Raw genomic sequence first — 13401 nt, forward strand, 5'->3', positions numbered from 1 at the left:
GCCGGGCCGCGAGGAAAGGTTCTGAGCACGATCCCGGCCTGGCGGACGCCGCCCTTCCAGGCATACCCACTATTGCAAGGAAGTCGCAGTTGGGTCCAGCGTGCATTTAAGGCCGCAGATCAGCACGGAAACCGGGCATGGAGGGGGTGGCGGCGGGCAGGTGTGCCCGCAGACCGCAGAGGAGCGGCCGGGCCCGCGTGGGCCGGGGCCGCCCGAGGAGGGAGAGGTATGAGCGAGTCGATCGCGGGCGTGTCCGTGCCGGACAGCGCGCTGGCGCGGGAGGCGACCGAACTGGTGCGCGAGGCGGCCTCGCCGCTGCTGTTCGACCACTCCCGCCGGGTGTTCGTCTGGGGGGCGCTGCGCGGCCGGGAGCAGGGGATCGAATTCGATCCGGAGCTGCTGTACGTCGGGGCGATGTTCCACGACCTGGGGCTGACCGAGCGGTACCGCCGCACCGACCAGCGCTTCGAGATCGACGGCGCCGACGAGGCGCGGCGGTTCCTGCACGCGCACGGGGTGACCGGCGAGGCGGCCGACCGGGTCTGGACGGCGATCGCCCTGCACACCACGCCGGAGATTCCGCTGCACATGGCCCCCGAGATCGCGCTGGTCACCCGGGGGGTCGAACTGGACGTGCTGGGCATCGGCTACCAGGCGGTCTCCGCCGAGCAGCGCGCGGCGGTCGTCGAGGCGCACCCGCGGCCGGACTTCAAGAACCGGATCCTGGCCGCGTTCACCGAGGGCATCAAGGACCGGCCCGGCACGACGTTCGGCAACGTCAAGGCGGACGTCCTCGCCCACTTCGTGCCGGGGTTCGTCCGCGGCGACTTCGTCGAGGTGGTCCGCGACTCGCCCTGGCCCGAGTGAGCCCGGGGACCGGGACCGGTCAGTAGCGGCGGCGGCCCGCGCCGCCGCCGCCGCGGAACCTGGACAGGAGCCGGCGGGCCTTGGCCTGGGTGCGCGGGTCGCGGGCCATCCGCTGCGCCTTCATCCTCGTCCGCTGCCCCGACGGGCTCTGCAGGTACCTTCTGATCTTGTTCATGACGGGCATGTTCCGCTCCTGGCTCGGCGTTGACTGTTCAACGTCTGCCCACTGAGAAGAGTTCGGAACCTGTCGGGGCGGCGCCGCTTCGGTGGTCGGCGCGGTCGCGGATCACGCCTTCCGGGCGGCTCGGACGGTCAGCAGGGTCAGCGCGGTCAGGCCCGCCGCGAACCACAGGGCGGCCGTGGTGGACGCGCCGTCCACGATGAGGCCGCCGAACAGCGCGCCGAGGGCGATGGCGAGATTGAACACGACGGTGTTCAGCGCCGTGACGGCCTCGGTGTGCCCGGGAGCCGCCTTGAAGATCCACATCTGGACGGCGACGGGGTAGCTGCCGAACGCCAGCCCCCACAGGACCAGGAGCGCGATACCGGTCCCCTGCGTCACGCCGACGACCGGGAACAGCGCCAGGACCGAGGTGATCAGCACGGCGACGGCGACGAGGGTCGCGCGGACGTTGCGTCCCGCGGCGCTGCCGCCGGCGAAGGTGCCGATGATGCCCGCCACGCCGAACACGAGCAGCAGCGGCCCGATGAGCTTCTCGTCGACGCCGGAGATCTCCTGGAGGATCGGGCTGACGAAGGTGTACGCCGCCAGGTGCCCGGTGATCAGCAGGAACGTGGTGACGATGAGCGCGCGGACGGCGGGGATGCGGAACAGCCCGAACATGCCGGCGAGCCGGATCGGGTCGTCCCCGGGGATCCGCGGCAGGAGGACGAACAGCGCGGAGAGCGCCAGCAGGCCGAGGCCGGCGAAGGTGAGGAACGCGATGCGCCAGTCGGTGAGCCCGCCGATCAGCGTCCCGGCCGGGACGCCGAAGACGTTGGCCGCGGTCGCGCCGCCGAACGCGAGCGAGGTGGCGCGGCCGACGTGCCCTTCCGGGACGAGCCGGACGGCTATCCCGGCGGCGAGCGCCCAGAACCCGCCGATGCTGATGCCGATCAGGAACCGCGCGGCCAGCAGCGTCGGGAAGTCCGGGGCGAAGTACGAGAGGGCGTTGGCCACCACCATCAGCGTGATCAGGCCGATGAGGACGGCGCGGCGGTCCAGCCGTCCGATCACGACCGGGACCAGCAGCGCGCTGAGTGCGGCGACCAGGCCGGGGACCGTGACCATCAGGCCGGCGGTGCCCTTGGAGATCCCGAAGTCGCCGCTGACGGAGGTGAGCAGGCCGACGGGGAGCTGCTCGGCGGTGACGACGAGGAACGTCCCGACCGCGACCGCCACCACGGCCAGCCAGCGCTTGAGGGACACGTGCTCGGGGACGGGCCCGGTGGTCGCGGGGGTTTCGGTGCGGGTCATGGTGCGGGACTCCGTGCTGGCAGGGGGCCGGGCGTGCTGAGGACCGCGGGCCCCGGCGGGGCGGCGGCGGGCTTCTTCGTCTTCGGAGGGATCTGGCCGAGCAGCATCCCGGCGAAGGCGATGACCATGCCGAGGAGCTGCAGCGGGGTGAGCGCCTGGCCGAGCGCGGCCCAGCCGATGACGGCGGCGGAGAGCGGGCTCAGCAGGACGAGGAACGCGACCGAGGTGGCGGGGAGGCGGGAGATGCCGCGGAACCAGATCCAGTAGCCGATGGCGGTGCCGAAGACCGCGAGGTAGAGGTAGCCGGAGACCGCGGCGCCGTCGAGCGCGGGCGGCGCGCCCTCCACCAGCAGCGCCACGGGGACGAGCAGCAGGCCGCCGGCGGTGAGCTGCCAGCCGGTGAACGGCAGCGCGCCCACGCCCTCCGGGTGGCCCCAGCGCTTGGTGAGGACGGTCCCGGCGGCCATGGAAGCGGTCCCGGCGAGCCCGGCGACGATCCCGGTGGTGTCGAGGATCGCGTCGGAGCGCAGCACCACCAGGCTCACTCCGAACACGCCGATGACGCCCGCCAGGAGCTTGTGCGCCGTGGGCCGCTCGGACAGCAGGAGGCCGGCGAGGGCGAGCGTGAACAGCGGGCTCGCCGCGCCGAGGATGGCGGCGACGCCGCCGGGCAGCCGGTAGGCGGCCAGGAACAGCAGCGGGAAGAACACGCCGATGTTCAGCGCGCCGAGCACCGCGGCCCGCCAGACCCACACGCCGCGCGGCAGCAGGCGGCTGATGAGCAGCAGCGCCAGCCCGGCCGGCAGCGCGCGCAGCAGCGCGGTCAGCAGCGGGCGGTCGGGCGGGAGGAACTCCGTGGTCACGGCATAGGTCGATCCCCAGACGATGGGGGTGAGGGCGGTGAACGCGACCGTCCTGGAGGTGCCCGACATCTCGATACCTTCTTGTTGATTATCTTAATGCTAAGATAATCGCCGCCATGAACGCTAGCGTCAAGTAGGTCAACGTTGAGATTTATTCCGGCGGGCACCTCCGGGACGAGCCGACGGCCGGCGGCCCGAGGGTCAGCAGGTCAGAACGCCTCGTCGAGCGCGACCGTCCCCGCCACCCCGATCTGGTAGGCCGAGACCCGGCGCTCGAAGAAGTTGGACAGCTCCTGCACGTCCTGCAGCTCCATGAACGAGAACGGGTTCTGCGCGCCGTACCGGGCCGGAAGCCCGAGCCGGACGAGGCGCTGGTCGGCCACGTACTCCAGGTAGGTGCGCATGTCGCCCGCGCTCATGCCGGACAGGCCGTCCCCGCACAGGTCGCGGGCGAAGCCGGACTCCGCCTCGACGGCCTCCTCCATCATGCGGGTGACCTGCTCCGTCAGCTCCGCGTCGAACAGGCCGGGCTCCTCGGCCCGGACGGTGTCCACCACGGAGAACGCGAACTCCATGTGCATGCTTTCGTCCCGAAAGACCCAGTTCGTCCCGGACGCGAGCCCGTTCAGCAGGCCGCGCGACCGCAGCCAGTAGACGTAGGCGAACGCGCCGTAGAAGAACAGGCCCTCGATGCACGCGGCGAAGCAGATGAGGTTCAGCAGGAAGGTCCGGCGGTCAGCGGCGGTGCGGAGCTCGTCCAGCGCGCCGAGCGAGTCGATCCAGCGGAAGCAGAACTCCGCCTTCGCCCGGATGGACGGGATGTGCTCGACCGCCGCGAACGCCTTGGCGCGCTCGTCCTGGTCGGGCAGGTAGGTGTCCAGGAGCGTCAGATAGAACTGCACATGGACGGCCTCCTCGAAGAGCTGCCGCGACAGGTACAGCCGGGCCTCGGGGGCGTTCACGTGCTTGTAGAGGTTGAGCACCAGGTTGTTCGCCACGATCGAGTCGCCGGTCGCGAAGAACGCGACCAGGCGGTTCACCAGGTGCAGCTCGGCGGGCGTGAGGCGCGCCAGGTCGACGAGGTCGGACGCCAGGTCCACCTCCTCCACCGTCCACGTGTTGCGGATCGCGGCGCGGTACCGCTCGTAGAAGTCGGGATAGCGCATCGGCCGCAGGGTCAGGTCCATACCGGGATCGAGCAGCATGCCGTTTCCTTCCGTCCGCGGTCCTTCGGTCCGCGCGCTCACTGGCACGCCTCGCAGGTCTCGGGGTTCTCCAGGGAGCAGGCCGCGGCCGACTCGGCGGCGACCGTCGTCTGCGCGATCCGGGTCGCCGGACGGGAGCGCAGGTAATAGGTGGTCTTCAGGCCGCGCCGCCAGGCGTAGGCGTACATCGAGGACAGCTTCCCGATCGTCGGCGTCTCCATGAACAGGTTCAGCGAGTGCGACTGGTCGATGTACGGGGTGCGGGCGGCGGCGAGGTCGATCAGCGCCTTCTGCGGCAGCTCCCAGGCCGTCCGGTAGCGGGCCCGCAGTTCCTCCGGGAGGTCCACGAGGCCCTGGACGGACCCGTTCGCCCTCTTGATCGCCTCGCGGACGGCCGGCGTCCAGAGGCCGAGCGACTTCAGGTCGTCCACCAGGTAGTGGTTGATCTGCAGGAACTCGCCGGAGAGCGTCTCGCGCTTGAACAGGTTGGACACCTGCGGCTCGATGCACTCGTAGCAGCCCGCGATGGACGCGATCGTGGCGGTCGGCGCGATCGCGACGAGCAGCGAGTTGCGGAGCCCGACCTCGGCGATGCGCTCGCGGAGCCGCCTCCACTCGGCGGGGTGCACGGGCTTCGCGTCCGGGAAGTGGTCCAGGTGGAGCTGCCCGCGTGCCGTGCGCGTCTTGGCGTAGGCGGGCAGCGGGCCGTGCACCTCGGCCAGGTCGGCGGACGCGGCGTAGGCGGCCAGCGCGATCTCCTCGGAGATGCGGGTGGACAGGTCGCGGGCCTCCGGTGAATCGAAGGCCAGGCGAAGCGTGAAGAACACGTCGGCAAGCCCCATCACGCCGAGCCCGACGGGCCGCCACTTGCGGTTCGCCTTCTCCGCCTCGGGCGTCGGGTAGAAGCCGCGGTCGATGGTGCGGTCCAGGAACCGGACGGCGGTGCGGACGGTGGCGCGGAGCCGGTCCCAGTCCATCCCGGACGGCGTGACGTGCGCGGCCAGGTTCACCGAACCGAGGTTGCACACGGCCGTCTCGCCGTCGGCGGTCACCTCCAGGATCTCCGTGCAGAGGTTGGACAGGTGGACGGTCTCCCCGGCTTCGGCGGTCTGGTTGCAGGCCCGGTTGGCGGCGTCCTTGAACGTCATCCACCCGTTGCCCGTCTCGGCAAGGGTGCGCATCATCCGCCCGTACAGCCTCCGCGCCGGGACCTGCCGGACGTACCGGCCCGCCTTCTCCGCGTCCCGGTACGCGGCGTCGAACGCGTCGCCCCACAGGTCCGCCAGCTCGGGGACCTCCTTCGGGTCGAACAGCGACCACGTCGCGTCCTGCTCGACGCGGCGCATGAACTCGTCCGGAATCCAGTTCGCGAGGTTGAGGTTGTGGGTGCGGCGCGCCTCTTCGCCGGTGTTGTCGCGCAGTTCGAGGAACTCCTCGACGTCGGCGTGCCACGGCTCCAGGTACACGCACGCCGCGCCCTTGCGGCGCCCGCCCTGGTTGACGGCCGCGACCGACGCGTCGAGCGTGCGCAGCCACGGGACGATCCCGTTGGAGTGCCCGTTCGTGCCGCGGATCAGCGAGCCCCGCGACCGGACCTTCGTCCAGGAGATCCCGATGCCGCCCGCGTACTTGCTGAGCCGCGCCACCTGCGTGTACCGCTCGTAGATCGACTCCAGCTCGTCCCGCGGCGAGTCGAGCAGGAAACAGGACGACAGCTGGGGACGGCGCGCGGCGGAGTTGAACAGCGTCGGCGAGCTGGGCAGGTACGACAACGTGCTGAGCAGCCCGTACAGCTCGCCCGCCTCCTCGACTGTGTCGGCGAGGCCACACGCGACGCGCAGCAGGAAGTGCTGCGGGCGCTCCAGGACGAGCCGCGTTCGCGGATGCCTCAGCAGATACCGGTCGTAGAGGGTGCGGAGCCCGAAGTACTCGAACCGGTCATCGGCCGCCTCGTCGACGAGCGCGTCCAGCGCGGGCGCGTTACCGGCGACGAACGCGGCGGGCGCGTCCGCCAGCAGGCCCGCCCGGTGCGCCGCGGCGACCGACTCGGCGAACGTCCGCACGCCCGCGGCCGCCGCCTCCTCCCGGATGCGGACGCCGAGCAACCGCGCGGCGACCCGGGAGTACCCGGGTTCGGCGGGGACCAGCGCGCCCGCCTCGCCGATCGCGAGGTCCCGCAGCGCCGCCGCGTCCGTACCGTCCCCGGCCCGGACCGCGGCCAGCACCCGGCCCGCCGCGACGCCGGGTATCCCTTCGCAGGCGGCCTCGACCTCGGCGGCGACCCCCGCGAACGCCGCGGATACCGCAGGCGGCGCGGCCAGATCCTGTGTCACGTGCTCTTCTCCCCTCGCAGGCCGCCTCGCGGAGGCATGCGAACGGGACGCGAACCGCCCCCGGGGCGCACCGCGCTCCGTCCCGACCCACCCGCGAGGCCCTCGGACGAACAACGCACTGGCAGGTCTTCGGACTCGCGGGCGCCGCCTGCTCGCACAGGCGTCCTACTGGCCGTCGCTTCCCGGGCCCGGATGGCCCAGTGCTTCATGACGGCGGTCGTTCCCGCTCACCGCTGCGGGGCAGTCCCGGATTCGCACCGGGTTCCCTCTCACGTCGCCCCCGCCGCGGACGGCGGGGGCGAACCAGCACGGGATTGAACCCTACATCTAGTTGGCGATCTTTGTGCAACCCCAAGATGTTGGGCGTGTCGAAAGATATGGAAGGGCGGCTGCACGCACGGCGAACCGGGTGGCAGGATGGTGGCCGCCATGTCCCCGCATGCCCCGAACCCGGTGTTCCGGACCGCTCGCGCGGTGGTGTTCGCCACCGTGTGCGTCACCCTTGCCATCGTCGGGCACGTGGTGGCCGCGGGGACGGTCACGGCCGGGCCGGCGGCGACGGGCTTCATCCTCGTCCTCGGCGTGACACGGCTGCTGGCGGGGCACGAGCGCTCGCTGGCGACGATTCTGGGCGGGCTCCTCGGCGGGCAGTTCGCGCTGCACACGCTGTTCTCGGCCGCGTCCGGTCCCGTCCACCACGCGACGCACGGCGCGGACGTCATGGTCCCGGTCGCGCACGGCACCGGCGGCCCGGCGATGACGCTCGCGCACACCGTGGCCGCGCTGATCGCGGCGTGGTGGCTGCGGCGCGGCGAGCGGGCCGCGTGGTCGCTGGCCCGGCGCGTCGCCGCCGCGGCGGACCGCCCGATCCGGCTGCTGCTCGCCCTCCTCACCGTCGAACCCGTCGCACCGCCGCGACGCACCCCGCCGGCACCGGCGGACGCCGCACTCCCAGCCACCGGCCGGGTGCTGCGGCACCAGGTCGTCCGGCGGGGCCCACCGTCCCGTTCGAGGGCGCTCGCCGTCTGAGCCGAGCGCCGTACGTCCCGGGACGCCGGACCTCGGCGCTCCCGTGTCTCCCCCTCGTACGACTCGAACGGAGTTCCGTCATGTCCTTCATTCCGCATGCCCGCCGGGCGGGTGCGGTCGCGTCCCTCGCCGCCATATCCGTCACCGGCTTCGCGACGGCCGCGTCCGCGCACATCACCGCCAACCCGAAGACCGCCGAGCAGGGCTCGTACGCGAAGGTCGCGTTCCGCGTGCCGAACGAGCGGGACAACGCGTCCACGACGAAGGTCGTGGTGCACCTCCCGGCCGAGCACCCGCTGTCGTCGGTGTCGGTCCGGCCCGTCCCCGGCTGGAAGGTGAAGGTGGAGAAGGCGAAGCTCGCCGAGCCCATCGAGGCGCACGGCGGCAAGCTCACCGAGGCCGTCAGCACGATCACCTGGTCGGGCGGGAGGATCGAGCCCGGTGAATTCCAGGAGTTCGACGTGTCCATGGGCCGGCTGCCCACGGACACCGACCGGATGGTCTTCAAGGCCGACCAGACGTACTCGAACGGCGAGGTGGTCAAGTGGGCGGAGGAGCCGCCGGCGGAGGGCGGGGAGGAGCCCGAGCACCCCGCCCCGGTTCTTAAGCTGCTCCCGGAGGGCGGTACGGAGACGGCAGGGCTGACCGCCCAGACGAAGCCCGAGGAGCCCGCCGCCGCGTCCGCCGAGGACGGGACCGCCCGCCTCCTCGGCGGCATCGGAATCGCCGTCGGAGTGATCGGCATCGGAGTCGGCGGCATCGGAATGGCGCGCGCTAGGAGCAAGGCATGATCCGCATGATGAGGATCGCCGCGGCGATGGCCGTGGCGATGGTGTTGGCGGTGCCGTTCGCGGCACCGGCGTCGGCGCACGACACGCTGACCGGTTCGAGTCCGAAGAAGGACGCGACGGTCGAGGCTCCGTCGGAGATCGAACTGACGTTCTCGGCCGCCGTCAGGCTGCCGCGCGTGGTCGTCACGGACGCTTCGGAGAAGCCGTATCAGGCGGCAGATCCCGAGGCGGTCGACAACAAGGTCACGGTGCCGCTCAACGGGCCCATGCCCAACGGCGAGTACACCGTCGCGTGGCGCGTCGTGTCGTCGGATGGGCACCCCATCCAGGGCACGTACAAGTTCACCGTGGAGGGCTCGCCCGCCGAGTCGGCCGCGCCGTCCAGCGCCGCGGCCGAGCCCCCGGCGCCTGAGCCGACCGCGACGAACGCCGCGTCCTCGGAGGAATCGGGCGGCTCGTCGGGCTGGCTGTGGATCGGCCTGATCGCGCTCGTCATCGGCGCGGCGGCCGGCGCGGTCGCCTGGTTCCGCCGCTCCACACCGTCCGAGAACTGACCGATCCGGCCACCGGTCGGGTGATCACAGCACCACAGTGATCATCCGGCCGGTTGGCGCGAACAGCTCCGGCCCTCCGCGCCGCCCTCGATGCCAGCGGCGAAAGCGCCCCAGGCCAGGCTTCAGGGGGTGAAGGCGCGGAGGGTTGCTTCTACCAGTGCGTCGGCGTACTCGGGAGTGAGTGGTCCTGAGCGGTGGAGCCAGCGCTGGTGGAGCGGGGCGTACAGCACTTCCAGGACGAGGTCCAGGTCGGCGTCCTCGGACAGTTGACCGGCCTGCTGGGCGGCGCGGAGGCGCTCCTTCTTAGCGTCGTCCACCGGGGCGGCCAGCTTCTCGCGGTACTGGGCCGCGAGGGCGGGATCGCCGATGATCTCGATGTTGAGCGCCCGGATCGGCGCCTCGAACGCGGGGTCGGCGAACTCGGCGACGGTGGCGCGCATGACGGTCTTGAGGTCGGCTTCTAGGTCGCCGGTGTCGGGGAGCCGGACGCCCTCGCCGGCATCGCTGAGCTCCAGGAACGCGTCGAAGATCACCGCGCCCTTGGCCGGCCACCAGCGGTAGATCGTCTGCTTGCCCACGCCCGCGCGGGCGGCGATGCCCTCGATCGTCACCTTGGCGTATCCGACTTCGGAGACGAGTTCGCGCGCGGCGGCGAGGACGGCCCGGCGGGACCGCTCGCTGCGCCGGGCCGGGTTCGGCTTCCCAGATTGCGACACGCCCGGATCCTAGCATCTTGGCGAGACGAGACGTTCCGTCTTGACAATGCCGCGGGCACGGTTTCATACTCCTCATAACGAGACGGACCGTCTCGTCTCATATGAACGGAGAGCCCATGACAACCGGAAGAGTCTGGTTCATCACCGGCGCGTCGCGGGGCCTCGGCAGGGCGTTCGCCGAGGCGGCGCTCAGTGCGGGAGACCGCGTCGTGGGAGCGGCGCGCGACCTCAGCCCGCTCGCGGACCTGGCCGCCGCGCATCCGGACGACCTCGTGCTCCTGACGCTGGACGTCACCGACCGGGCGGCCGTCCAGAAGGCGGTCGACGAGGCCGTGGCGGCGTTCGGCCGGCTCGACGTCGTGGTCAACAACGCGGGCGCGATGCTGCTCGGCATGGTCGAGGAGGCCACCGAGGAGGAGATCCGCGCCCAGTTCGACGTCAACTTCTTCGGCGCGGTCTGGGTGACGCAGGCCGTCGTACCGCACCTGCGCGCCCAGGGGTCCGGGCACATCATGCAGGTCACCACGATGGGGACCGGCGGCGGCGTCGCGTCCACCGGCTTCTACGTGGCGAGCAAGTCGGCGCTCGACGCGCTCGGCCAAGCGCTCGCGATGGAGCTGGCGCCGTTCGGGATCAAGGTGACGATCGTCCAGCCGGGCGGCTACGGCACGGACCTTTTCACGCTGGGGACCACGATGGCGGAGCCACGTTCCGAGTACGGGGAGCTCCGCGCCCGGCTGGCCGAGATGTGGGGCGAGGACGCGGGTCCCGACCCGCGCACCGCCGCTCCGGTGGTCATGGAACTGGCCGACCTGGCGGAACCGCCGCTGCGCCTGATCGTCGGCGGCGCGTCCTACGACATGGTGCGCCAAATGGAGGAGGCCCGCGCCGCCGAGTACCGCGCCTGGGAGCACCTGAGCCGCAAGGCTCCCGGCTGACTTAGCTGGTGTTCCCGGTGGGGGAGATTGTTCCTGGGGAACATGTCGGTTCGCGTTCATCGGCTGTTCGTGCGGTGGTGGTTGGGTGCCGCGTATGCGCGCTTGCCTGGCCGTCTCCGCACGGGAACCCGATCGGCCGATCCTCCACGAGGTACTGGCGGCTGCCCGGTGGGCCATCGCCGAGGCGGTGCCCGCGCCCGCCGACGGGTGGCGGACCGCCGAATGGATCTCCCCGGACGGCGGAACCGCGCTGCTCGCCTGGTCGAACGAGCCCCGGGAGGACCCCTTCCCGGAGCCGATCCTCACGTCCGGGGGCCGGGTCCTGGCCTACTGCGGCTACCTGGGCGCCAAGGGCGACAGCGACCTGCTGCTGGACGCCGCGGCCCTCGGCGACGACCTCGACGGCATCGGCGGGTGCTTCTCGGTTTTCCGCGCCGGGCCGGACGGCTTCGAGGCCGCGACGTCCGTCACGCGCGCCTGCCCCGTCTACCACGCCGAGGCGGGCGGCCTGCGGTTCGCGGCGTCCCGCGCCCTGCTGGCGCACCTGGCGGCGCGCGCCGCGGCGACCGGGCTGAGCCGCCCGGCGCCCGCCTACGACGTGCCGGCGCTGCAGTCGATGGTGCGGCACGGGTTCTTCGTCACCGACGAGACGCCGTTCGAGGGCGTGCGGGCCGTGCCGAACGCGGCCACGCTCGTCGCGCGGCGCGGCCGGGCCGTCGACGTCGTCCAGCGCCCGCTGCCCGAGCAGGGACCCGTCCCGCGCGGCCGGAAGGAGGCGCGCGAGCGGGTGGAGCCGCTGGCGGAGGCGCTGCTGGCGGCCGTGGAGCCGTTCAAGCGGCACGACCGGCCGATGCGGCTGGCGCTGTCCGGCGGGCGCGACAGCCGGTTGATCGCCGCCGCCTGCCACGCCGCCGGGGTGCCGTTCTTCGGGGCGACCCACGGCCTGGCCGGCAGCCCCGACGTGGTGCTGGCGCAGCGGGTCGCCGAGGTCCTGGGCGTGGAGTGCGAGGTGACGATCGACAAGCAGCGGTCCGGCGCGGTCGTCGTCCGGCACCCGCTGCGGCGCGCCCACGCCCTCGTCCGCATGTGCGAGGGCATGAACTCGGCCTACGAGGGCGTCAACCGGTGGGCGCCCTTCGACCCCGAGCCGCGCAGCTCGGGGTCCGGCGGGGAGCGGCTGCGCGGCGGTTTCCTGTCAGACCAGAAGGACCTGAGCCGCGACGGCGTCCACCGCCGCCTCAAGACCGTCTTCCTGGCACAGAGCGAGTTCCTCAACGCGGACGCCAATGCGTGCGCACAGCGTCTCTACGACCAGTGGGTCGCCCGCTACGACCGGGACGGCGTCGACATCCTCGACAAGCTCCACATGTTCTACAAGACCGGCCGCTGGCTCGCGGGCTCCCACACGGCGACGCTCATGAACTGGGCCTACTACCACCCGTTCCTCGACAACCGCGTGGCCCGCGCCGCGCTGGCGCTGCCCGTGGAGTGGCGGCTGAGCGAGGAACCGCTCGCGCTGGTCATGCACATGCTCGCGCCGCGGCTGCGGGACGTCCCGTTCGACGGCAAGCGGTGGCGGTTCGAGGAGCGGCGGCCCCGCTCGCTGCGCGAATGGCCGGCCTGGCGGCGCCGCGCCACCCCGCCCGCCACGTCGGCCGGCGGGTTCAACTGGCGCAAGTCCTACGGCCCGGAGCTGGCGGACGTGTTCCGCGAGCACATCCTGAACGGGCCGCCCGAGCTGTTCGCCATCCTCGACCGCGCCGCCGTGGAGCGGCGGCTGGCGGAGGTGCCGCCGCGCCGCCCCGGGCAGAGCTGGCACCTGCTCTCGCTGGCCGTCCTGCTCTCGGACGCGTGGCGCGAACCCGAACCGGCCGACCTCCCGGACATCGAGGTCCCCGTCCCAAGATGACCCACCGCCCAGCGCCCCACTGGGACACCCGCACGCTGGACGCTCCGAGCACCCAATAAGATCATCGCGATCTTGGTCGGGCGACGGAACGGTCTACATGCGAGTGCGGTCTTTGCTGGTCTTGCTGCCGTTGGTGACCCTCCTTGGATGCGGGGGCGGCGAGAAGACGGAGGCGGCCGATCCCGGCACGTCGGCGAGCCCGGCGGCGACGCCGGCGAGCCCGGTTGTGGAGAGCACCTCTGCGGCTCCCGTGCCGACGACGTCCAGCCCGGCCCCCACACGCACGGCGGAGCGGACGAGGCCCGCCGCTCCGGTCAGTCACCCGGCCGCGGGCTTCTGGGAGGGCCCCAAGCCGTCCAGCGGCAGCAAGCCGACCATGATGATCGGCAACGACGGCGCCCTGCAGATGCGATCCGACGGATTCCTCTGCAAGGGGAAGGCCACCCCGAGCAGCCGCACGTTCGAGCTCAGATTCACCCAGTGCGTCGTGCCTCTCCCGGTGGTCGTGGCCACCCTCTCCGCCGACGCCCAGAAGATGACGGTCGTCGAGACCAAGAGGGACGGCACGAAGAAGAGCTCGACTTGGCGCCGCTTCAGCGCATGACCGGGCGCCGTTCGCAGGCGTGAAGGGAACGCAAATATTGCGCCGATACCCCCGTTCGGGGGTGGCGTGTGTCACGCGGTATGGCGACGATCCTCGTACGGGTGTCCGTGCGGCT

Annotated in this window: 14 protein-coding genes and 1 riboswitch; of the genes, 7 read left to right on the forward strand and 7 right to left on the reverse strand. The window is 72.0% G+C overall.

Features of this window, described 5'->3' with window-relative positions:
- The first annotated feature begins 228 nt into the window (after positions 1–228).
- Positions 229–867 (forward strand): HD domain-containing protein, encoded by a 639-nt coding sequence (locus E1200_RS02060; protein WP_131950029.1) that lies wholly within the window; start codon positions 229–231, stop codon positions 865–867.
- Positions 868–886: 19 nt separating this feature from the next.
- Here the strand turns inward: E1200_RS02060 and E1200_RS33495 are convergent, their stop codons facing one another.
- The 5 genes from E1200_RS33495 to E1200_RS02080 form a co-directional block, all read right to left on the reverse strand.
- Positions 887–1042, reverse strand: a complete 156-nt coding sequence (locus tag E1200_RS33495) for a hypothetical protein (RefSeq protein WP_165950167.1) — start codon at positions 1040–1042, stop codon at positions 887–889.
- Between the two features lie 111 nt (positions 1043–1153).
- Entirely contained in the window at positions 1154–2344 is a 1191-nt protein-coding gene (locus tag E1200_RS02065; protein WP_131950030.1) for an MFS transporter, read from the reverse strand.
- Positions 2341–3276 carry an EamA family transporter gene (locus E1200_RS02070; protein WP_131950031.1) on the reverse strand — a complete coding sequence of 312 codons (936 nt, stop codon included), beginning with the start codon at positions 3274–3276 and terminating at the stop codon, positions 2341–2343. Before E1200_RS02070 ends, E1200_RS02065 begins: the two co-directional genes overlap by 4 nt.
- A 140-nt stretch (positions 3277–3416) precedes the next feature.
- Positions 3417–4412, reverse strand: coding sequence for a ribonucleotide-diphosphate reductase subunit beta (locus E1200_RS02075; protein WP_131950032.1), 996 nt, complete (start codon positions 4410–4412; stop codon positions 3417–3419).
- 38 nt (positions 4413–4450) lie between these two features.
- Positions 4451–6745: a ribonucleoside-diphosphate reductase subunit alpha gene (locus tag E1200_RS02080; protein WP_131950033.1), complete on the reverse strand. Its 2295-nt coding sequence runs from the start codon at positions 6743–6745 to the stop codon at positions 4451–4453.
- A gap of 102 nt (positions 6746–6847) precedes the next feature.
- A riboswitch (cobalamin riboswitch) is annotated at positions 6848–7068 on the reverse strand.
- A 106-nt stretch (positions 7069–7174) separates the two neighbouring features.
- On the opposite strand from E1200_RS02080, the gene E1200_RS02085 reads away from it, so the two are divergent.
- The 3 genes from E1200_RS02085 to E1200_RS02095 all read left to right on the forward strand — a co-directional run bounded on the left by E1200_RS02085 (position 7175) and on the right by E1200_RS02095 (position 9119).
- Positions 7175–7774 (forward strand): hypothetical protein, encoded by a 600-nt coding sequence (locus E1200_RS02085; RefSeq protein ID WP_131950034.1) that lies wholly within the window; start codon positions 7175–7177, stop codon positions 7772–7774.
- An 80-nt stretch (positions 7775–7854) separates the two neighbouring features.
- Positions 7855–8565, forward strand: a complete 711-nt coding sequence (locus tag E1200_RS02090) for a YcnI family protein (protein ID WP_131950035.1) — start codon at positions 7855–7857, stop codon at positions 8563–8565.
- On the forward strand, positions 8562–9119 hold the full coding sequence (locus tag E1200_RS02095) for a copper resistance CopC family protein (RefSeq protein WP_243708290.1): 558 nt from the start codon (positions 8562–8564) through the stop codon (positions 9117–9119). Before E1200_RS02090 ends, E1200_RS02095 begins: the two co-directional genes overlap by 4 nt.
- Before the next feature lie 122 nt (positions 9120–9241).
- On the opposite strand, the gene E1200_RS02100 is transcribed toward E1200_RS02095, so the two are convergent.
- Positions 9242–9835, reverse strand: coding sequence for a TetR/AcrR family transcriptional regulator (locus E1200_RS02100; protein ID WP_131950036.1), 594 nt, complete (start codon positions 9833–9835; stop codon positions 9242–9244).
- A 116-nt stretch (positions 9836–9951) separates the two neighbouring features.
- On the opposite strand from E1200_RS02100, the gene E1200_RS02105 reads away from it, so the two are divergent.
- Positions 9952–10773, forward strand: a complete 822-nt coding sequence (locus E1200_RS02105) for an SDR family NAD(P)-dependent oxidoreductase (protein ID WP_131950037.1) — start codon at positions 9952–9954, stop codon at positions 10771–10773.
- Between the two features lie 94 nt (positions 10774–10867).
- A complete protein-coding gene (locus E1200_RS02110; RefSeq protein WP_131950038.1) occupies positions 10868–12682 on the forward strand; it encodes an asparagine synthase-related protein in 1815 nt (604 codons plus the stop codon).
- A 93-nt stretch (positions 12683–12775) separates the two neighbouring features.
- Here the strand turns inward: E1200_RS02110 and E1200_RS33500 are convergent, their stop codons facing one another.
- Positions 12776–12919, reverse strand: coding sequence for a hypothetical protein (locus tag E1200_RS33500; RefSeq protein WP_165950168.1), 144 nt, complete (start codon positions 12917–12919; stop codon positions 12776–12778).
- A gap of 13 nt (positions 12920–12932) precedes the next feature.
- Here E1200_RS33500 and E1200_RS02115 point away from each other — a divergent pair, with 13 nt between their 5' ends.
- Complete coding sequence (locus tag E1200_RS02115) at positions 12933–13286, forward strand: hypothetical protein (RefSeq protein ID WP_131950039.1); 354 nt, start codon at positions 12933–12935, stop codon at positions 13284–13286.
- The last annotated feature ends 115 nt before the right edge of the window (positions 13287–13401 follow it).

The organism is Actinomadura sp. GC306 (assembly GCF_004348665.1).
GTDB lineage: Bacteria > Actinomycetota > Actinomycetes > Streptosporangiales > Streptosporangiaceae > Spirillospora.

What these genes read in the sequence shown, in the direction of transcription:
- E1200_RS02060 (WP_131950029.1), top strand. Translation starts at nt 229, where the DNA reads ATGAGCGAGTCGATCGCGGGCGTGTCCGTGCCGGACAGCGCGCTGGCG.
- E1200_RS33495 (WP_165950167.1), bottom strand. Translation starts at nt 1,042, where the DNA reads ATGAACAAGATCAGAAGGTACCTGCAGAGCCCGTCGGGGCAGCGGACG.
- E1200_RS02065 (WP_131950030.1), bottom strand. Translation starts at nt 2,344, where the DNA reads ATGACCCGCACCGAAACCCCCGCGACCACCGGGCCCGTCCCCGAGCAC.
- E1200_RS02070 (WP_131950031.1), bottom strand. Translation starts at nt 3,276, where the DNA reads ATGTCGGGCACCTCCAGGACGGTCGCGTTCACCGCCCTCACCCCCATC.
- E1200_RS02075 (WP_131950032.1), bottom strand. Translation starts at nt 4,412, where the DNA reads ATGCTGCTCGATCCCGGTATGGACCTGACCCTGCGGCCGATGCGCTAT.
- E1200_RS02085 (WP_131950034.1), top strand. Translation starts at nt 7,175, where the DNA reads ATGTCCCCGCATGCCCCGAACCCGGTGTTCCGGACCGCTCGCGCGGTG.
- E1200_RS02090 (WP_131950035.1), top strand. Translation starts at nt 7,855, where the DNA reads ATGTCCTTCATTCCGCATGCCCGCCGGGCGGGTGCGGTCGCGTCCCTC.
- E1200_RS02095 (WP_243708290.1), top strand. Translation starts at nt 8,562, where the DNA reads ATGATCCGCATGATGAGGATCGCCGCGGCGATGGCCGTGGCGATGGTG.
- E1200_RS02105 (WP_131950037.1), top strand. Translation starts at nt 9,952, where the DNA reads ATGACAACCGGAAGAGTCTGGTTCATCACCGGCGCGTCGCGGGGCCTC.
- E1200_RS02110 (WP_131950038.1), top strand. Translation starts at nt 10,868, where the DNA reads ATGCGCGCTTGCCTGGCCGTCTCCGCACGGGAACCCGATCGGCCGATC.